This is a genomic window from Pseudomonas mangiferae (genome assembly GCF_007109405.1).
GTDB classification, from domain to species: Bacteria; Pseudomonadota; Gammaproteobacteria; order Pseudomonadales; family Pseudomonadaceae; genus Pseudomonas_T; species Pseudomonas_T mangiferae.
Map to the genome: position 1 here is coordinate 153069 of NZ_VJOY01000004.1, position 18341 is coordinate 171409.

Consider the following 18341-nt stretch of genomic DNA (forward strand, 5'->3'; position numbering starts at 1 on the left):
CTGCACCGCCGGCGACCCGGTTCCGCCGGGTCAGGCTCCTGGCGGGGCGTTCTCCGACGGGCCGGCCCCTGGCGAGCCATCCGTGGCGCGACCGTCCTCGGCGATCAACGCGCGCATGCGCGCCAGCACGGCGTTCAGGCCGTTGCTGCGGGACGGGCTGAGCTGCCGGGACAGGCCGAGCCGGGCGAACCAGTCGGCCAGGTCCAGGGACGCCAGTTCCGCGGCCGGCAGGCCGTCGACCCGGGCCAGCAGCAGCGCCAGCAGGCCGCGCAGCAGGCGCGCCTCGCTGGCGGCGCGAAACTGCCAGCCGGCGCCACGGCGCTGTGCCACCAGCCAGACGGCGCTCTCGCAGCCCCGGACCCGGTGGCGCTCGTCCCGCTCGGCCACGTCCAGCGGCTCCAGGCGTTCGCCCCACTGCATCAGCAGGCGTGCGCGCTGTTCCCAGCCGGGCTGGTCGGCGAAGGCCTGCAGCGCCGCCTGGGCCGGGGCGGGCAGGGAGTCGCTCATCGCAACAGCTCCAGGGCCCGGTCCAGGGCCTGGAAGAAGCGCTGCAGGTCGTCGCCGTCGGTGTAGGGCGCCAGGGACACGCGGATCGCACCGTCCAGGCCGAGCCGCCGGTACAGCGGCATGGCGCAGTGGCTGCCGGCGCGGATGGCGATGCCCTGCTCCCCCAGCAGGTGGGCGAGGTCGGCATGGTGCACGCCGTCGACCCGGAAGCAGGCCAGGGCGGTGTGGGGCTCGCCCAGCAGGCGTATGCCGTCGCGGCCGGCGAGGCCGGTGAGCAGGGCCGCGTGCAGCGCCGCCTCGTGGTCCGCCAGGGCCAGGGCGTCCAGGCCGTTCAGGTAGTCCAGGGCGGCGCCCAGGCCGATGACGCCGGCCACCGGCGGGGTACCGGCCTCGAAGCCCATGGGCGCGTCATGGAACAGCGCGTCCTGGTAGTCCGCCTCGCGCACCATCTCGCCGCCGAACTGCCAGGGGGCCAGGGCCGCCAGGGCCGTCTCGCGGCCGTACAGCACGCCGACCCCCTCGGGGCCGAACAGCTTGTGGCTGGAGAAGGCATAGAAATCGCACCCCAGGGCGGCCAGGTCGTGGCGGCCATGGACCGCGCCCTGGGCGCCGTCCACCACGCTGAACGCGCCCTGCCGCCGGGCCAGGGCGGCCAGCTCGGCCACCGGCTGCCAGCGGCCGAGCACGTTGGACAACTGGCTCACCGCCAGCACCCGGGTGCGCGGGCCGATCCGCTGGGCGGCGGCTGCCAGGTCGATGTCGCCCCGGTCGTCCAGGGGCAGCACCACCAGCTGTGCGCCGCGGCGTTTCGCCAACTGCTGCCAGGGCAGCAGGTTGGCGTGATGCTCCAGGGCGCTGACGACGATCTCGTCGCCTGCCCCTACATGCCGCTCCAGCCCGTAGGCCAGGAGGTTGAACGCCTCGGTGGCGCCACGGGTGAAGACGATCTGCGCCGGGCTGGCGGCGCCGAAGGCCCGCGCCACGCCCAGGCGCGTCGCCTCGAAGGCGCGGGTGGCGCGGTCGGCGGGCAGGTGCTGGGCGCGGTGTACGTTGGCCGCGCCGTTCAGGTAATAGGCGGACAGGGCCTTCAGCACCGCCCGGGGTTTCTGGGCGGTGGCGGCGTTGTCCAGGTAGGTCTGGCCCTGGGCGTCGAGGGCGGCCAGGGCCGGGAAGTCGGTTCGCCAGGGCGAGGACAGGGTCATGGGGATTCCGGCGCGTCGCGCGGCGCCCGTCGGGCGCCGGCGGGCTTCGTCAGTTGTGCGCGTGCAGCGCGTCGTTCAGTTCGATGGCGGTCTTGTTGGTCTTGCATTCCACCGCGCCGCTTTGGGAGTTGCGGCGGAACAGCAGGTCCGGCTGGCCGGCCAGGTCGCGGCCCTTGACCACCTTGACCAGGGCGTTCTGCTCGTCCAGCAGAGCCACCTTGGTGCCGGCGGTGACGTACAGGCCGGCCTCGACGATGTTGCGGTCGCCCAGGGGGATGCCGATGCCGGCGTTGGCGCCGATCAGGCAGCCCTCGCCGACGCTGATGACGAGGTTGCCGCCCCCGGACAGGGTGCCCATGGTGGAGCAGCCGCCGCCCAGGTCGGACCCCTTGCCGACGAACACCCCGGCGGAAACCCGGCCCTCGATCATCCCCGGCCCTTCGGTGCCGGCGTTGAAGTTGACGAAGCCCTCGTGCATCACCGTGGTGCCTTCGCCCACGTAGGCACCCAGGCGGACCCGCGCGGTGTCGGCGATGCGCACCCCGGCCGGCACCACGTAGTCGGTCATCTTGGGGAATTTGTCCACCGAGATCACTTCCAGCCACTCGCCTTTCAGGCGCGCTTCCAGCTGGCGCTCGGCGAGCTCGCCCAGGTCGATGGCGCCCTGGCTGGTCCAGGCCACGTTGGGCAGCAGGGGAAAGATGCCGGAGAGGTTGACGCCGTGGGGCTTCACCAGGCGATGGGACAGCAGGTGCAGCTTGAGGTACGCCTCGGGGGTGGACGCGGGGGCCGCGTCCTCGGCCAGCAGGACCGCCACCAGCGGCTTGTTGCTTTCCGCCAGGCGGGTCAGCAGCGAGGCCTGGGCCGGCGCCACGTCCCGCAGGGCGGTGGCGAGGCTGGCGGCCTGGGCGGTGCTGAAGGGCAGGGTGCGGTTGCCCTGGGTCTCGCCGAAGAAGGTCTCCACGGCTTCGGCCAGCTCCGCGGCCGGGTGCAGCAGCGGCTGCGCGTAGAACACTTCGAGCCAGTGGCCCTGGCGGTTCTGGGTGCCGACGCCGAAGGCAAGGCTGAACAGGGAAGTAGACATGGAAAAAGGGGCTCCTGTGAAAGGGAGGCGGGCGCCGGGCGCCGCGCGGAAATAGAGGTCAGGCCGAGTGCGCGAGCGCCTCGGCGTAGCGGTCGGGCTTGAAGCCCACCAGGATGCGGCCGTCCAGTTCCAGGACCGGACGCTTGATCATCGACGGCTGGGCCAGCATCAGGGCGATGGCCTTGTCCGCGTCGAGGTCGCGCTTCTGCGCCTCGTCCAGCTTGCGGAAGGTGGTGCCGGCCCGGTTGATCACGGTTTCCCAGCCCTGTTCGTCGCACCAGCGCTGCAGGTGCGCGCGGTCGATGCCAGCGGTCTTGTAGTCGTGGAAGTGGTAGTCGACGGCCTGCTCGTCGAGCCAGGCGCGGGCCTTCTTCATGGTGTCGCAGGCCTTGATGCCGTAGAGGGTATAGGTCATGGGTGACGAGGGGTCGCGAGGGCTTCCCCATTCTCCTGCGGAATTCTTGCAAAACGATGGCGGGATTATGCCACGGGTTTCCGGCCCTGCCGCCCCGCGGGCGCGTTCGGACCCCGCGCGCGCCACCGCGCCGGCGGACGGAAGGCGGGAACTGCGCGGACCGGGTGGAGCCTGATCCAGTAAGCGCCGAGAGGAGAAAAGCCATGAACGATCTAATGTCCATTGCCGCGATCACCCTGGCGGGTGCCATCGTCGTGCTCGATCTGTGGGCCATCGTCAGCGTGTTCCGCAGCGACAAGGATGTGAACGTCAAGGCCGTCTGGGCCTTGGCCATCGCCGTGCTGCCGGTGGTGGGGCTGGTCGCCTGGGGCGTCGCCGGACCCCGTGGCGTGGTCGAGGCCCCTAGCTCGCCCGAGCACAGCAAGGGCTGATCCGGCGGCGTATTCCGCCGCATCCCGTTCCCTCCACTGCGCGCCCTTCGGCGCGCAGTGCCTTTCAGTCGTCTCTCGTTCACCCTCTGGCGCGGCCGGACGGCGCCCACTGGTCGTCGACCGGGGCAGCAGGTATCGTCGCCCCTCCGGCCGGCAGATGCCGGCCCAGGGGACCCCACATGCCGACTACCGTCTTTGGCCGCTTTCCACGGATGGCCGACCCGGCGCGTTGCCTGGACGGCGCGCGCTACCTGCTCTACGCCCTCCAGGCTGTGCTGCTGCTGTACATCGCCTTCCGCTACCACGTGCTGGAAGACTGGATCGGCGACAACCCCGAGCTGGACGCCTACGCGCTGAAGATCGACAGCTTTTGCCAGCTGATCTTCCCTCCCGACCGCTTCCGGCCCGCCAACTACCCGCTGCTGGGCGCGCTGCTGTCGCTGCTGGTGCGGGACGGGTTCCTCGCCGGCCAGCTGATTTCCCTGTGCAGCGGCATGGCCTTCTACGTGCTCGTGGGGCGGCTGGTGCGGCAGCTGTTCAACCGCGGCGCCGAGCTGGCGGTGCTGCTGTTCCTGCTGGGCAGCCTGCCCCTGGTCATGGCCAGCGTGCGGGTGGCCTCGGACATGCTGTTCTGGGCCCTGCTCACCGGCGCGCTGCTGTTGAGCCTGCGGCTGGCGAAGGCATTGCCCCTAAACCGCAACCAGCTGCTCCTGCTGGGGCTGCTGCTGGGGTCGGCCACCGGCGTGCGCTACACCTCGCTATTCCTGCTGCTGCCCCTCGGGGTGGTCCTGCTGCTGGGCCGGCGCGAGGCCTGGTCGCCCCTGGGCTGCGCGCACCAGGCCGGCCTGGTGCTGCTGGGCTTCACGGTGGGCTACCTGCCGGCGGCGCTGGTCAACCTGTGGGTGTTCGGCGAGCCGTTCTATTCGGAGAACTGGCGCAACCTGCTGTTCTCCTACTACCAGTACCGGGCGACCCTGGGCCTGCCGGTGCCGGAGGGCTACGACACCTATGCGCTGCGCAGTGCTGCCCGCGCGGTGCTGTCCAAGGAACTGGCGCAGCACCCCGACCTGTTCATCGGCAAGACCGCCTGGGTGCTGGTGGATTACTTCAAAGTGGGCTTCGCCCGCAATTTCCTCCAGTTGGACGGCTGGCGCGCCACGCTGGTACTCGCCCTGGGGGCGGGTGGCCTGCTGGCGGGGCTGCTGGCCCGGAGCCGCACGGCGCGTGCCGGCCATGGCCTGGCGGTGGGCCTGGTGCTGGTGTTCTACGGATTGACGGCCCTGTCCTTCCTGATCAGCGATCGCCTGGTGCTGCTGCCCGGCGCCTTGCTGGTGGCCTATGGCTGGGGCCTGCTGTCGCTGTTTTCCCGCGGGTTGATGCTGGCGGTGCTGGCGCTGGTGACGGTGGCGCACCTGCCTGCCAAGTACGAGGCCCTGCAGGCCTACGCCGCGCGCCACCCGGTGTCGGACGGCGTGGCCCTGGCGCGCATCGAGGCCCTGGCCGCGGCCAGCGGGCCGGATACCCGGGTGATGGGTACCAACCTGTTCTTCCGCAAGCGTGCCGAGGTCCGCTACAAGCCGATCATCGTGCCGCTGCGCCTGTTGCAGGACCCGGCGGCCCAGGCGGAGTACTGCGACACGGTGGCCGCGCTGATCGCCGCCCGCCGGCCCGCCTACGTGCTGGTGGGGGCGGTGTCGCCCTACGGCTACCCGACGCCCGCCTGCCCCGGCGGCTTCGACCCCCGGCAATGGGACATGGAAACGGTGGAGGCGGGCGGCTTCACCACGCGCATCTACAGCGCCCGGGCGTCGGCGCAGCCCTGAGGACGACTGCGGCACCGGGCCGGGCGACCCGGCGCGGTCAGAAAAAAACGCCTGATGTGGCCCGGCTTCCGGAGCCATTTGGCCGTTAGACTTGTCAATCGTCCGGCGACGCCGCCGGGCGTCCCCGCGCCATGGAAGCCTTCAATGCAACTGCTCTACACCATTCTGATCATGCTGCTGGTGGTCGGTGGCACCCGTCTCACGAGCCAATTCATCCCCATTCCCCTGCCGATCATCCAGATCGCCGTGGGCGCGTTGCTGGCCCTGCCGGCCTTCGGCCTGCACGTGCGCCTGGACCCCGAGCTGTTCCTGCTGCTGTTCATCCCGCCGCTGCTGTTCGTTGACGGCTGGCGCATGCCCAAGGGGCAGTTCTGGCGCCTGCGCACGCCGATCCTGACCCTGGCGTTCGGTCTGGTGCTGTTCACCGTGCTGGGCGCCGGCTGGTTCATTCACCTGCTGATCCCCAGCATCCCGCTGCCGGCCGCCTTCGCCCTGGCGGCGGTGCTCTCGCCCACCGATGCGGTGGCGGTCTCGGCCATCGTCCAGGGGCGCCTGCCACGGGCGCTGATGCACGTCCTGCAGGGCGAGGCGCTGATGAACGACGCGTCCGGCCTGGTGACCTTCAAGTTCGCCGTGGCCGCGGCGCTGACCGGCGTGTTCTCCCTGGGGGACGCCAGCTTCAGTTTCCTCCTGGTGGCCCTGGGCGGCCTGGCCATGGGCATGCTGCTGAGCGCGGTGGTGGGGCGGGTGCGGGCCTGGATGATCGGCCGCGGCTGGGACGACCCGGCGACCCACGTGGTGTTCATGCTGCTGTTGCCGTTCGCCGCCTACGTAGCGGCCGAGCATCTGGGGCTGTCGGGCATCCTCTCGGCGGTGGCGGCGGGCATGATGCAGAGCCGGGTGGACCTGCTGCCGCGGCAGACCGCCACGCGCCTGCTCAACTACAGCGTCTGGGCGATGCTGGAGTACGCCTTCAACGGCCTGATCTTCCTGCTCCTGGGGCTGCAACTGCCGGACATCGTCAAGGCGGCCACCGCCCTCGACGAGCCCTCCTGGCTGAACGTCGCGACCCTCGCCGGCGAGGTGCTGGCGATCTTCCTGGTGCTGATGCTGCTGCGCTTTCTCTGGATGTACGGTTACTGGCGGCTGTCGGCGCGGGTGCGCGACTGGCGCGGGCGGCCGCGGCGCTTCGCCGGGCAGTCCCACATGCGCCTGACGGTGGTGCTGAGCCTGGCCGGCGTGCGCGGCGCGGTGACCCTGGCGGGCGTGCTGTCGCTGCCCCTGCTGGGAGGCGACGGCCAGCCGTTTCCCCAGCGCGACCTGCTGATCTTCATCGCCGCCGGGGTGATCCTGTTGTCGCTGCTGATGGCCAGCGTCGGCCTGCCGCTGCTGCTGCGCGGCCTGCCACCGGACGACGAGGAGTGGCGCGAGCGGGAGCGGCGGATGATCTGGCGCAAAACCGCCGCGGCGGCGATCCGCGCCCTGGAGACCCAGACCGAGGACCGCTCGGAGGATGCCGAGACCGCCGCCCTGGGGGCCGAGGTCAAGGCCAACATCATGGCCGAGTACCGCAAGCAGCTGGAGACCAGCGACACCGGCGAGTCCCAGGCTCGCTACCGGGCGGCCCACGCCCTGGAGCAGCGGCTGCGCCTGCAGGCGCTGCGGGCCCAGCGCCTGGAGCTGTATCGCCTGCGCCGGGAACACCTGATCGACGACGACGTGGTGCGGGACATCCTGCGCGAGCTGGACATCAGCGAGGCCATGCAGCAGCGGGGCTGAGCCCCGCCTCGTTCAGGCGCCGAGGAAGGCCCTGATCCGCTCGGCCGCCTCCACGCATTCCTCCAGCGGTGCCACCAGGGCCATGCGCACCCGCCCGGCACCGGGGTTGACGCCATCCACCTCGCGGGACAGGTAGGAGCCGGGCACCACCGTCACGTGCTCGCGGGCGAACAGCTCGCGGGCGAACACGGTGTCGTCCCCCGGCGTCCTGGCCCACAGGTAGAAGCCGCCGTCCGGCAGGCCCACGTCCAGCACCGGCGCCAGCCGCTCCAGCACGGCGGCGAACTTCGCCCGGTACAGGTCGCGGTTGGCGCGCACGTGGATCTCGTCGTTCCAGGCCGCCACGCTGGCCAGCTGGGTCTGCACCGGCATCGCGCAGCCATGGTAGGTGCGGTACAGCAGGAACGCCTTGAGGATGTCCGCGTCGCCGGCGACGAAGCCGGAGCGCAGCCCTGGCAGGTTGGAGCGCTTGGACAGGCTGTGGAACACCACGCAGCGCTTGAAATCCTTGCGGCCCAGGGCCGCGCAGGCGCTGAGCAGGCCGGGCGGCGGCGCGCCTTCGTCGAAATACAGCTCGCTGTAGCACTCGTCGGCGGCGATCACGAAGTCGTGCTCGTCGGCCAGGGCGATCAGCCGCTCCAGGGTCTCCAGGGGGATCAGCGCCCCCGTGGGGTTGCCCGGCGAGCAGAGGAACAGGATCTGGCAGCGCTGCCAGACATCCGTCGGCACCGCCTCGAAGTCCGGGTTGAAGCCGTTCTCCTCCAGGCACGGCAGGTAGTGGGGCGTGGCGCCCGCCAGCAGGGCCGCGCCCTCGTAGATCTGGTAGAACGGGTTGGGGCTCACCACCAGGGCGTCGTCGCGACGGTTCACCACTGCCTGGGTGAAGGCGAACAGCGCCTCGCGGGTGCCGTTCACCGGCAGCACGTGGCGGGCCGGGTCGAGCCAGCCGCTGGCCACGCCGAAGCGCCCCTCGCACCAGGCGACGATGCTTTCCCGCAGCGCCGGCAGGCCGAGGGTGGTGGGGTAGACCGCCAGTTGATCGAGGTTGGACGCCAGGGCCTCGGCGACGAAGGCCGGCGAGGGGTGCTTGGGCTCGCCGATGGACAGCGGGATCGGGCGCTTGTCGGCGGGCGGCCGGGCGTCGGCCAGGAGTGCGCGGAGCTTCTCGAACGGGTAGGGCTGCAACTGCGAAAGGGCGTCGTTCATCGGGTCTCCTGGAGGCGGGCGCGCGGCGGCGCGCCCGGTCGATCAAATGCTGATGCGCAGCGTATCCATGGTCTGGCCGTCGGCCTGGGACAGGTTGTCGACGATGGCGGCCTGTAGCCGCGCGCAGAGGTCCGGGTCGGACAGCGGCTGGTTATGGGCATCGGTGATGAAGAACACGTCTTCCACCCGCTCGCCGAGGGTGGCGATCTTGGCGTTCTGCAGCGACAGGTCGAAGTCGAGGAAGATCCCGCCGATCCGCGCCAGCAGGCCCGGCCGGTCCGGGGCGATGACCTCCAGCAGGGTCACCGGGCGCTGGGCGTCGTTGGAGATGGTGACCTGGGGCGCGAAGGCGAAGTGCTTGAGCTGGCGCGGCACCCGGCGCTGGATGATCGCCGGGTAGTCGTCGGGGTTCTTCAGGGCGTCCACCAGCCCCTGGCGGATTTCCCGGATGCGCGCCGGGTTGTCGCCGATCCGCCCGCCCTCGGCGTCCAGCACGATGTAAGTGTCCAGGGTGAACTGGCTGGTGGAGGTGAGGATGCGGGCGTCGTGGATGTTCAGGTTGAGCTGGTCCATGGCGGCCACCGTCACGGCGAAGAAGTCGTGCTGGTCCGGCGCATAGATGAAGATATGGGTGGCGCCCTCGAACTCCCGCTGGGCGGTCTCCTTGATCAGCACCAGCGGGTCGTTGCCGGCCGGGTGCTGGAGGATCGCCTCGGTGTGCCAGGCCACGTCGCTGGCGGTGTGGCGCAGGAAGTAGTCGTCCCCCAGCTGCGACCAGAGCTGTTCGGCGTCGTCCTCGTCGATGCCGTTGCGCACCAGGATGTCCAGGGCCGCGTGCTGGGTCTGGCGGATCTGCTCCTCGCGGTCCAGGGGGTTCTCCAGGCCGCGGCGCAGGGCGCGCTTGGTCTCGGTGTAGAGCTGGCGCAGCAGGCTGGCGCGCCAGGAGTTCCACAGGCTGGGATTGGTGGCGTTGATGTCCGCCACGGTCAGCACGTAGAGGTAGTCCAGGCGGGTCTGGTCGCCCACCAGGCGGGCGAAGTCGAAGATTTCCTGGGGGTCGGAGAGGTCCTTGCGCTGGGCCGTGGTGGACATCACCAGGTGGTGGCGCACCAGCCAGACCACCAGCCGGGTGTCCCAGGCCGGCAGCTGGTGGCGGCTGCAGAACGCCTCGGCATCCACCGCGCCCAGCTCGGAGTGGTCGCCACCGCGGCCCTTGCCGATGTCGTGGTAGAGCCCGGCCAGGTAGATCAGCTCGGGCTTGGGCAGCTTGTCGATGACCTTGCTGGCCAGGGGGAATTTCTCCGCCAGCTCCGGCCACTTCAGCTTGCGCAGGTGCTTGATCAGGTTGAGGGTGTGGGCGTCCACCGTATAGATGTGGAACAGGTCGTGCTGCATCTGCCCGACGATGTGGCCGAACTCCGGCAGGTAGCGGCCGAGGATGCCGTAGCGGTTCATCCGCCTCAGGTTGCGGTGGATGCCCTGGCTGCACTTGAACAGCTCGATGAACAGGCTGGTGTTGCGGATGTCGCGGCGGAAGTCGTCGTCGATCAGGTGCCGGCTGTCCCGCAGCAGGCGGATGGTGTCGGCGCGCACGCCGCGGACCTCCGGGTGCTGGGCGATCAGCACGAAGATCTCGAGGATGGCGAACGGCGTGCGCTTGAAGACGTTGGGGTGGGTGACCTCCAGGTAGTCGTCGCGCACCTGGAAGCGGCTGTTCAGCGGCTGCGCCGGGCCGGGCTCGCCGTCCCGCAGGATCGCTTCCTCGAAGTTCTGGTTGACCAGGTCGCTCAGCTCGGAGATGCCCATCACCACCCGGTAGTACTTCTGCATGAAGCGCTCGACCGCCAGCTTGGCGTCGTTGTCCTCGTAGCCCAGCAGGGCGGCGATGCGGCTCTGGTGGTCGAACAGCAGGCGGTCCTCGGCGCGGCCGGCGAGCATGTGCAGGGCGTAGCGCACCTTCCAGAGGAACTCCTGGCCCGAGGCCAGGATGCTGAACTCGCTTTCCACCAGGAAGCCGCGCTGGACCAGGGCGTGGAGGTTGAGGGTGCCGAACTGCCGGCGGGCGATCCAGAGGATGGTCTGGATGTCCCGCAGCCCGCCCGGCGAGCCCTTCACGTTGGGCTCCAGGTTGTATTCGGTGTCGTTGTACTTGGCGTGGCGCGCCTTCTGTTCCCGACGCTTGGCCAGGAAGAACTCCCGGCTCGGCCACATGTGGGCGCTGTCGGTGACCTGCTGCATGCGCAGGCGCAGTTGCTCGGGGCCGGCGATGGTGCGGCTTTCCATCAGGTTGGTGACCACCGTCAGGTCGGCCCGGGCCTCCTCGGCGCATTCCTCCACCGAGCGCACGCTCTGGCCCACTTCCAGGCCGATGTCCCACAGCAGGGTGAGGAACCCCTCGATGGCGCCGCGGTAGCGCTCGTGATCGCCGCCGTCCAGGAGGATCAGCAGGTCGATGTCCGAGTAGGGGTGCAGCTCGCCGCGGCCGTAGCCGCCCACCGCCAGCAGGGCGATGCCGCTGTCGTCGCCCCAGGCGAAGCGCTGCCAGGCGGCGCGCAGGATCTGGTCGACGAACCAGGCCCGGTCCTCCACCAGACGGCGGATGTCGCGGCCCTGGGTGAAGCGGCGGTCCAGCACCTCGCGGGCCTGGCGGATGGACTTCTTGAAGGCGGCGATGGGGCTGGAGGCCAGCGCCAGTTCCGCCTGGAACTGGCCGTGGTCGAACAATTCCGAATCCATCTGCGGCATGGCTGCCTCCTCGCTCGGCGGGTCGGCCGGGCCTGGCGACCCGGCGGGGATGGCGCGGCCTCAGGCCGGTGTGCGCGGCAGGGTGTCGTCGCTGCGCAGGGTGAGGATCTCGTAGCCGTCGGCGGTCACCAGGATGGTGTGCTCCCACTGCGCCGAGAGCTTGCGGTCCTTGGTGATGGCGGTCCAGCCGTCACCCAGCAGGCGGGTTTCCGCGCGGCCCTGGTTGATCATCGGCTCGATGGTGAAGATCATGCCTTCGCGCAACTCCATGCCGGTGCCGGCGCGCCCGTAGTGGACCACCTGGGGCTCTTCGTGGAACACCCGGCCGATGCCGTGGCCGCAGTAGTCGCGGACCACCGAGAAGCCGTTCTTCTCGGCATGCTTCTGGATCACCTCGCCGATGTCCCCCAGCTGCGCGCCGGGGCGGACCACCTCGATGCCTTTATACATGCACTCCTGGGTGACCCGGGCGAGCCGCTCGGCCCACTCCGGTACCTTGCCCACCATGAACATCTTGCTGGTGTCGCCGTGGTAGCCGTCCTTGATCACGGTGACGTCGATGTTCATCACGTCGCCGTCCTTGAGCGGCTTGTCGTTGGGAATGCCGTGGCAGACCACGTGGTTGAGGGAGGTGCAGATGGATTTCGGGAAGGGCATGCGGCCCGGGGCGCCACCGTAGTTGAGCGGGGCGGGGATGGCCTGTTGCACGTTGACGATGTAGTCGTGGCAGATGCGGTCGAGCTCTTCGGTGGTGACGCCGGGCCGGACGTGCTCGCCGATCATTTCCAGCACCTCGGCGGCCAGGCGGCCGGCGATGCGCATTTTTTCGATTTCCTCGGGCGTCTTGATGGTGACGGTCATGCGGACTCTCTGGAAAGGCGCGCGCGGCGCAAGGCAAAGATGGTGAAGCGGCGATTCTACCAGAACGCGGCGGGCCGCTGCAGGCGCGCCGCCCCGGGAAAAGGCACCGGTCCCTAGCCGCGGCGGCGCGACTGTGGTATAAAACGCGCCGCTTTGCGGGCAGTCGCCCGGAACGCCTAGAACCCACACACGTATCGACACGGTATCCTGGGTGCCCGCGAGGGTTGGATATCGGGATGCGTGGAGGCCTAACCCGACTTATCGAGGAATAGAAATGTCCCAAGTCAACATGCGCGACATGCTGAAGGCCGGTGTGCACTTCGGCCACCAGACCCGTTACTGGAACCCGAAAATGAACAAGTTCATCTTCGGCGCGCGCAACAAGATCCACATCATCAACCTGGAAAAAACCCTGCCGATGTTCAACGAGGCCCTGTCCTTCGTTGAGAAGCTGGCTGCAGGCAAGAACAAGGTGCTGTTCGTCGGCACCAAGCGTTCCGCTGGCAAGATCGTCCGCGAAGAAGCCGCCCGTTGCGGTTCCCCGTACGTCGACCACCGCTGGCTGGGCGGCATGCTCACCAACTACAAGACCATCCGTGCCTCCATCAAGCGCCTGCGCGAGCTGGAAACCCAGTCCCAGGACGGCACCTTCGAGAAGCTGACCAAGAAAGAAGCGCTGATGCGCAGCCGCGACCTCGAGAAGCTCGAGCGCAGCCTGGGCGGCATCAAGGACATGGGCGGTCTGCCGGATGCACTGTTCGTGATCGACGTCGACCACGAGCGCATCGCTATCACCGAAGCCAACAAGCTGGGCATTCCGGTCATCGGCGTTGTCGATACCAACAGCAGCCCGGAAGGCATCGACTACATCATCCCCGGTAACGACGACGCCATCCGCGCGGTTCAGCTGTACCTGAGCGCCATGGCCGACGCCGTCCTGCGCGGCCGTCAGAACGGTGCCGGTGGTGCCGACGAGTTCGTCGAGGAAGCAGCCGCTTCCGAGGCCGCCGAAGGCTGAGGCCGGACCGTCAAGCGTTAGCCAGTGCGCAAAAAGGGGGCTAGGCCCCCTTTTTGCCACCTTGGATTCGAAGCACCCGGTGCGCCGGGTGGACTGTGTTGAACACCTTCAAGAGGATTTCGAAATGGCAGAGATTACTGCAGCACTGGTCAAAGAACTGCGCGAGCGTACCGGCCAGGGCATGATGGAGTGCAAGAAGGCACTGGTAGCCGCCGAAGGCGACATCGAGAAAGCCATCGACGACATGCGCGCATCCGGCGCCATCAAGGCCGCCAAGAAGGCCGGCAACATCGCCGCCGAAGGCTCCATCGCGGTGAAAGTCGCCGACGACGCCAAGGCTGCCACCATCATCGAAGTCAACTCGCAGACCGACTTCCTGGCCCTGCAGGATGACTTCAAGGCCTTCGTCGCCGACAGCCTGAACAAGGCCACCGAGCAGAAACTGACCGACGCCGCTCCGCTGATCGCCGAGCAGGAATCCGCTCGCGAGGCGCTGGTCGCCAAGTGCGGCGAGAACGTCAACATCCGCCGTCTGGCCCGTGCCGAAGGCGACGTGGTCGGCGCCTACCTGCACGGCCACCGCATCGGCGTGCTGGTCACCCTGAAGGGCGGCAACGTCGAACTGGCGCGTGACATCGCCATGCACGTCGCGGCCAGCAACCCGCAATTCCTGGACCCGTCGCAGGTGTCCGAGGAAGCCGTCGCCAAGGAAAAGGAAATCTTCCTGGCCCTGAACGCCGACAAGATCGCCGGCAAGCCGGAAAACATCGTCGAGAACATGGTCAAAGGCCGTATCTCGAAGTTCCTGGCCGAAGCCAGCCTGGTCGAGCAGGCCTTCGTCAAGGATCCGGACGTCAAGGTCGGTGACCTGGCCAAGAAAGCCGGTGCCGAGATCGTTTCCTTCATCCGCTTCGAAGTGGGCGAGGGCATCGAGAAGGCCGAGGCTGACTTCGCTGCCGAGGTTGCTGCGCAAGTCGCCGCCGCCAAGCAGTAAGCACGAGACAGTCCCGCACTGTCGCCCGCAAGAGGCTGCCCGCTCACGCGTGCGGCCTCTTCGTCAAACTGGGGAGCCGAATCGGGCCGGCTCCCGCGGTGGCCAACCCGGGCGCCGCGCGCCTCGTGTGCCAACCGCCGGAGCGTCGGGCTCCGCTAATTCACGCCGCAGGAGAGATACGCAATGGCTCAGCAGGTGAGTGGTCGTCAACCTCGCTACAAACGCATTCTGCTCAAACTCAGCGGCGAGGCCCTGATGGGGGCCGAAGAGTTCGGCATCGATCCCAAGGTGCTCGACCGCATGGCGCTGGAGATCGGCCAACTGGTGGGCATCGGCGTCCAGGTGGGCCTGGTGATCGGCGGCGGCAACCTGTTCCGCGGCGCCGCCTTGTCGGCGGCGGGCATGGACCGGGTCACCGGCGACCACATGGGCATGCTGGCCACCGTGATGAACGCCCTGGCCATGCGCGATGCGCTGGAACGTTCGAACATCCCGGCGCTGGTCATGTCCGCCATCTCCATGGTCGGCGTGACTGACCACTACGACCGTCGCAAGGCCATGCGCCATCTGGCCGGCGGCGAAGTGGTGATCTTCTCGGCCGGCACCGGCAACCCGTTCTTCACCACCGACTCGGCGGCCTGCCTGCGCGCCATCGAGATCGATGCCGACGTGGTGCTCAAGGCCACCAAGGTCGACGGCGTGTATACCGCCGACCCCTTCAAGGACCCGAACGCGGAGAAGTTCGAGCGCCTCACCTACGACGAGGTGCTGGACCGTAAGCTGGGCGTGATGGACCTGACGGCCATCTGTCTGTGCCGTGACCAGCAGATGCCGTTGCGGGTCTTCAATATGAACAAACCGGGCGCCCTGCTGAACATCGTGGTCGGCGGCGCGGAAGGAACTCTGATCGAGGAGAACGCACAATGATCAACGAGATCAAGAAAGACGCTCAGGAACGCATGAAGAAGACCCTGGAATCCCTGGATCACGCGTTCGCCAAGATCCGCACCGGGCGCGCCCACCCGAGCATCCTGGACAGCGTCATGGTGTCCTACTACGGCGCCGACACGCCGCTGCGTCAGGTGGCCAACGTCACCGTCGAGGATTCCCGCACCCTGGCCCTGAGCGTGTTCGACAAGGGCATGATCCAGGCGGTCGAGAAAGCCATCATGACCTCCGACCTGGGCCTCAACCCGGCCACCGCCGGCACCACCATCCGCGTGCCGATGCCGGCCCTCACCGAGGAAACCCGCAAGGGCTTCACCAAGCAGGCCCGCGCCGAGGCCGAGCAGGCGCGCGTGGCGATCCGCAACATCCGCCGCGACGCCCTGGCACAGCTCAAGGACCTGGTGAAGGAGAAGGAAATCAGCGAGGACGAGGAACGCCGCGCCGCCGACGAAGTCCAGAAACTCACCGACAAGTTCGTCGCCGAGGTGGACAAGGGCCTGGAGGCGAAGGAAACGGATCTGATGGCCGTCTGACGGCCGGGACGCGCGTCATGGACAAAAGTCAGCGCAAGAGCGCGCCGCCGGCGGTGCCGCGCCATGTGGCGATCATCATGGACGGCAACAACCGGTGGGCGAAGAAGCGCCTGCTGCCGGGCGTCGCCGGCCACAAGGCCGGGGTGGACGCGGTGCGCGCGGTGATCGAGACCTGTGCCGAGGCCGGGGTGGACGTGCTCACCCTGTTCGCCTTCTCCAGCGAGAACTGGCAGCGTCCCGCCGACGAGGTCAGCGCGCTGATGGAACTGTTCCTCTCGGCGCTGCGCCGGGAGGTGCGGCGACTCAACGACAATGGCATCCGCCTGCGGATCATCGGTGATCGCTCGCGTTTCCATCCCGAGCTGCAGGCCGCCATGCGCGATGCCGAGGCGCTGACCGCCGGGCAGAGCCGTTTCACCTTGCAGGTGGCGGCCAACTACGGGGGGCAGTGGGACATCACCCAGGCCGCCCAGTACCTTGCCCGGGAAGTCCAGGCGGGCCGCCTGAAGCCCGAGGACATCGATCCCCAGCGGCTGCAGCGCCATCTGGTCACGGCCGACGTGCCATTGCCCGACCTGTGCATCCGCACTGGTGGCGAGCACCGCATCAGCAATTTCCTGCTCTGGCAGCTGGCCTACGCCGAGCTGTATTTCTCCGACCTGTACTGGCCGGACTTCAAGCACGACGCCATGCGCAAGGCCCTGGCGGACTTCGCCGTGCGCCAGCGGCGCTTCGGCAAGACCAGCGAACAGATCGAAGCGGAGGCGCGCGCCCAATGCTGAAACAACGGATCATCACCGCCCTGATCCTGCTGCCCATCGCACTGGCGGGGTTCTTCTGGCTGCAGGGCGATGCCTTCGCCCTGTTCATCGGGGCGGTGGTGGTGCTGGGCGCCTGGGAATGGGCGCGCCTGGCCGGCCTGCCGGCTCAGCCCGGGCGCATCGCCTATGCCGCCGTGGTGGCGCTGGGGCTCTGGGGGCTGCATGCCACGCCGGCCCTGGCGCCGTGGGCGCTGCTGGCCGGTGTCGCCTGGTGGCTGGTGGCGATCGCCCTGGTGCTGGGCTACCCCGACAGCAGCCGCTACTGGGGCGGTCTGCCGGGCAAGCTGTTGATCGGCCTGCTGATCCTGTTGCCGGCCTGGCAGGGTTTGGTCCTGCTCAAGCAGTGGCCGCTGGCCAACGGGCTGATCCTGACGGTGATGGTGCTGGTATGGGCTGCCGACATCGGCGCCTACTTCTGCGGCCGCGCGTTCGGCAAGCGCAAGCTGGCGCCTGCGGTGAGCCCCGGCAAGAGCTGGGAAGGCCTGCTGGGTGGACTGCTGGTGAGTCTGCTGCTCACGGCGGCGGTGGGGCTCTACCGGGGCTGGACGCCTGGCGAGTTTCTGCTCGGCCTGATGGGTGCCGCCGCCGTGGTGCTCATCTCGGTAGTCGGCGACCTGACCGAAAGCATGTTCAAGCGACGCGCCGGGGTGAAGGACAGCAGCAATCTGCTGCCCGGCCATGGCGGCGTGCTGGATCGTATCGACAGCCTGACCGCGGCGATTCCGGTGTACGCCACGCTCCTGTGGAGCGCCGGCTGGGGTACGTTGTGAGTCGACCCCAACAGATCACCGTTCTTGGCGCCACCGGCTCCATCGGCCTCAGCACACTGGATGTGATCGCCCGCCATCCGCGGGATTACCAGGCCTTCGCCCTTACCGGCTTCAGCCGGCTGAAAGAACTCGAAACCCTCTGCCAGACCCACCGCCCGCGTTTTGCCGTGGTGCCCGAGGCGGCCCAGGCGCGCCATCTGCAGGCGCGTCTGCAGGACGCCGGCCTGGATACCCGGGTTCTGGCAGGGGAGGCCGGCCTCTGCGAAGTGGCGGCCCACCCAGAGGCGGACGCCGTGATGGCCGCCATCGTCGGCGCCGCCGGCCTACGACCTACCCTGGCGGCGGTGGAAGCGGGCAAGCGCGTGCTGCTGGCCAACAAGGAAGCGCTGGTGATGTCCGGCGCGCTGTTCATGCAGGCGGTCCGGCGCCACGGTGCGGTGCTACTGCCCATCGACAGCGAACACAACGCCATCTTCCAGTGCCTGCCGGGCGACTATGGCCAGGGGCTGCAGCGGGTCGGGGTGCGACGCATCCTGCTGACCGCCTCCGGCGGCCCGTTCCGCGAGACACCGGCGGCCGACCTGGCGCACGTCACCCCCGAGCAGGCCTGTGCCCATCCCAACTGGTCCATGGGGCGAAAGATCTCGGTGGATTCCGCCAGCATGATGAACAAGGGTCTGGAACTGATCGAGGCCTGCTGGCTGTTCGACGCGCCGCCCGAGCGGGTCGAGGTGGTGATCCATCCGCAGAGCGTGATCCACTCCCTGGTGGACTACGTGGACGGCTCGGTGCTGGCCCAGCTGGGCAATCCGGACATGCGCACCCCCATCAGCCATGCCCTGGCCTGGCCGCGGCGCATCGATTCCGGAGTCGCGCCGCTGGACCTCTTCGCCATCGGCCGGCTGGACTTCCAGGCCCCCGACGAGCAGCGTTTCCCGTGCCTGCGCCTGGCGCGCCAGGCGGCCGAAGCCGGCGGCAGCGCGCCGGCCTGCCTGAACGCCGCCAATGAGCTGGCGGTGGCGGCGTTTCTCGAACGGCGCATTCGCTTCAATGAAATCGCGGGTATGATCGAGCACGTTTTGGCCCGCGACGCGGTGCAGCCGGTGGCCGATCTCGATGCGGTGATGGCGGCCGATACCCGCGCACGTGTCGAGGCGCGAGCCTGGTTGACGCGCTACGCCTGCTAGGCGAACCGTCGTTCGGA

General features: G+C 68.8%; 17 protein-coding genes. 10 read left to right on the top strand and 7 right to left on the bottom strand.

The features are described 5' to 3' along the window. Positions 1-30: 30 nt before the first annotated feature. Genes FM069_RS06875 through FM069_RS06890 form a run of 4 tightly spaced genes read right to left on the bottom strand, consistent with a single transcriptional unit; the run spans position 31 to position 3208 of the window. Entirely contained in the window at positions 31-507 is a 477-nt protein-coding gene (locus FM069_RS06875; protein ID WP_143487548.1) for a SufE family protein, read from the bottom strand. Next, positions 504-1709: an aminotransferase class V-fold PLP-dependent enzyme gene (locus FM069_RS06880; RefSeq protein ID WP_143487549.1), complete on the bottom strand. Its 1206-nt coding sequence runs from the start codon at positions 1707-1709 to the stop codon at positions 504-506. Before FM069_RS06880 ends, FM069_RS06875 begins: the two co-directional genes overlap by 4 nt. A gap of 49 nt (positions 1710-1758) precedes the next feature. Beyond that, on the bottom strand, positions 1759-2793 hold the full coding sequence (dapD, locus tag FM069_RS06885; protein ID WP_143487550.1) for a 2,3,4,5-tetrahydropyridine-2,6-dicarboxylate N-succinyltransferase: 1035 nt from the start codon (positions 2791-2793) through the stop codon (positions 1759-1761). A 58-nt stretch (positions 2794-2851) separates the two neighbouring features. Beyond that, on the bottom strand, positions 2852-3208 hold the full coding sequence (locus FM069_RS06890; protein ID WP_143487551.1) for an ArsC family reductase: 357 nt from the start codon (positions 3206-3208) through the stop codon (positions 2852-2854). A 203-nt stretch (positions 3209-3411) separates the two neighbouring features. Between FM069_RS06890 and FM069_RS06895 the strand changes: the two genes are divergently transcribed. The 3 genes from FM069_RS06895 (at position 3412) to FM069_RS06905 (ending at position 7241) form a co-directional block, all read left to right on the top strand. Then, on the top strand, positions 3412-3639 hold the full coding sequence (locus tag FM069_RS06895) for a PLD nuclease N-terminal domain-containing protein (RefSeq protein WP_143487552.1): 228 nt from the start codon (positions 3412-3414) through the stop codon (positions 3637-3639). 179 nt (positions 3640-3818) lie between these two features. Further along, positions 3819-5462, top strand: coding sequence for a glycosyltransferase family 39 protein (locus tag FM069_RS06900; RefSeq protein WP_143487553.1), 1644 nt, complete (start codon positions 3819-3821; stop codon positions 5460-5462). Between the two features lie 144 nt (positions 5463-5606). Next, positions 5607-7241: a Na+/H+ antiporter gene (locus tag FM069_RS06905; protein ID WP_143487554.1), complete on the top strand. Its 1635-nt coding sequence runs from the start codon at positions 5607-5609 to the stop codon at positions 7239-7241. Positions 7242-7253: 12 nt separating this feature from the next. On the opposite strand, the gene dapC is transcribed toward FM069_RS06905, so the two are convergent. From dapC to map, 3 genes are read right to left on the bottom strand one after another with little or no spacing between them, the layout of a single operon-like run. Then, on the bottom strand, positions 7254-8447 hold the full coding sequence (gene dapC / locus FM069_RS06910; protein WP_143487555.1) for a succinyldiaminopimelate transaminase: 1194 nt from the start codon (positions 8445-8447) through the stop codon (positions 7254-7256). A gap of 42 nt (positions 8448-8489) precedes the next feature. Continuing rightward, positions 8490-11192 (bottom strand): [protein-PII] uridylyltransferase, encoded by a 2703-nt coding sequence (locus FM069_RS06915; protein WP_143487556.1) that lies wholly within the window; start codon positions 11190-11192, stop codon positions 8490-8492. A 60-nt stretch (positions 11193-11252) separates the two neighbouring features. Further along, positions 11253-12053 (bottom strand): type I methionyl aminopeptidase, encoded by an 801-nt coding sequence (map, locus tag FM069_RS06920; protein WP_143487557.1) that lies wholly within the window; start codon positions 12051-12053, stop codon positions 11253-11255. A 274-nt stretch (positions 12054-12327) separates the two neighbouring features. Between map and rpsB the strand changes: the two genes are divergently transcribed. The 7 genes from rpsB (at position 12328) to ispC (ending at position 18324) form a co-directional block, all read left to right on the top strand. Next, entirely contained in the window at positions 12328-13071 is a 744-nt protein-coding gene (rpsB, locus tag FM069_RS06925) for a 30S ribosomal protein S2 (protein WP_143487558.1), read from the top strand. A gap of 124 nt (positions 13072-13195) precedes the next feature. Continuing rightward, positions 13196-14065, top strand: coding sequence for a translation elongation factor Ts (tsf, locus tag FM069_RS06930; protein ID WP_143487559.1), 870 nt, complete (start codon positions 13196-13198; stop codon positions 14063-14065). Positions 14066-14248: 183 nt separating this feature from the next. Further along, positions 14249-14992, top strand: a complete 744-nt coding sequence (gene pyrH / locus FM069_RS06935; RefSeq protein WP_143487560.1) for a UMP kinase — start codon at positions 14249-14251, stop codon at positions 14990-14992. Next, positions 14989-15546, top strand: a complete 558-nt coding sequence (gene frr / locus FM069_RS06940; protein ID WP_143487561.1) for a ribosome recycling factor — start codon at positions 14989-14991, stop codon at positions 15544-15546. Before pyrH ends, frr begins: the two co-directional genes overlap by 4 nt. A 17-nt stretch (positions 15547-15563) precedes the next feature. After that, the gene (uppS, locus tag FM069_RS06945; RefSeq protein WP_143487562.1) at positions 15564-16328 is read left to right on the top strand and encodes a polyprenyl diphosphate synthase; all 765 of its coding nucleotides are present in this window, start codon (positions 15564-15566) and stop codon (positions 16326-16328) included. After that, complete coding sequence (locus FM069_RS06950) at positions 16322-17137, top strand: phosphatidate cytidylyltransferase (protein ID WP_143487563.1); 816 nt, start codon at positions 16322-16324, stop codon at positions 17135-17137. Before uppS ends, FM069_RS06950 begins: the two co-directional genes overlap by 7 nt. Continuing rightward, on the top strand, positions 17134-18324 hold the full coding sequence (ispC, locus tag FM069_RS06955) for a 1-deoxy-D-xylulose-5-phosphate reductoisomerase (protein WP_143487564.1): 1191 nt from the start codon (positions 17134-17136) through the stop codon (positions 18322-18324). The genes FM069_RS06950 and ispC overlap by 4 nt, the downstream gene beginning before the upstream one ends. Positions 18325-18341 lie beyond the last annotated feature (17 nt).

What these genes read in the sequence shown, in the direction of transcription:
- FM069_RS06875 (WP_143487548.1), bottom strand. Translation starts at nt 507, where the DNA reads ATGAGCGACTCCCTGCCCGCCCCGGCCCAGGCGGCGCTGCAGGCCTTC.
- FM069_RS06880 (WP_143487549.1), bottom strand. Translation starts at nt 1,709, where the DNA reads ATGACCCTGTCCTCGCCCTGGCGAACCGACTTCCCGGCCCTGGCCGCC.
- dapD (WP_143487550.1), bottom strand. Translation starts at nt 2,793, where the DNA reads ATGTCTACTTCCCTGTTCAGCCTTGCCTTCGGCGTCGGCACCCAGAAC.
- FM069_RS06890 (WP_143487551.1), bottom strand. Translation starts at nt 3,208, where the DNA reads ATGACCTATACCCTCTACGGCATCAAGGCCTGCGACACCATGAAGAAG.
- FM069_RS06895 (WP_143487552.1), top strand. Translation starts at nt 3,412, where the DNA reads ATGAACGATCTAATGTCCATTGCCGCGATCACCCTGGCGGGTGCCATC.
- FM069_RS06900 (WP_143487553.1), top strand. Translation starts at nt 3,819, where the DNA reads ATGCCGACTACCGTCTTTGGCCGCTTTCCACGGATGGCCGACCCGGCG.
- FM069_RS06905 (WP_143487554.1), top strand. Translation starts at nt 5,607, where the DNA reads ATGCAACTGCTCTACACCATTCTGATCATGCTGCTGGTGGTCGGTGGC.
- dapC (WP_143487555.1), bottom strand. Translation starts at nt 8,447, where the DNA reads ATGAACGACGCCCTTTCGCAGTTGCAGCCCTACCCGTTCGAGAAGCTC.
- FM069_RS06915 (WP_143487556.1), bottom strand. Translation starts at nt 11,192, where the DNA reads ATGCCGCAGATGGATTCGGAATTGTTCGACCACGGCCAGTTCCAGGCG.
- map (WP_143487557.1), bottom strand. Translation starts at nt 12,053, where the DNA reads ATGACCGTCACCATCAAGACGCCCGAGGAAATCGAAAAAATGCGCATC.
- rpsB (WP_143487558.1), top strand. Translation starts at nt 12,328, where the DNA reads ATGTCCCAAGTCAACATGCGCGACATGCTGAAGGCCGGTGTGCACTTC.
- tsf (WP_143487559.1), top strand. Translation starts at nt 13,196, where the DNA reads ATGGCAGAGATTACTGCAGCACTGGTCAAAGAACTGCGCGAGCGTACC.
- pyrH (WP_143487560.1), top strand. Translation starts at nt 14,249, where the DNA reads ATGGCTCAGCAGGTGAGTGGTCGTCAACCTCGCTACAAACGCATTCTG.
- frr (WP_143487561.1), top strand. Translation starts at nt 14,989, where the DNA reads ATGATCAACGAGATCAAGAAAGACGCTCAGGAACGCATGAAGAAGACC.
- uppS (WP_143487562.1), top strand. Translation starts at nt 15,564, where the DNA reads ATGGACAAAAGTCAGCGCAAGAGCGCGCCGCCGGCGGTGCCGCGCCAT.
- FM069_RS06950 (WP_143487563.1), top strand. Translation starts at nt 16,322, where the DNA reads ATGCTGAAACAACGGATCATCACCGCCCTGATCCTGCTGCCCATCGCA.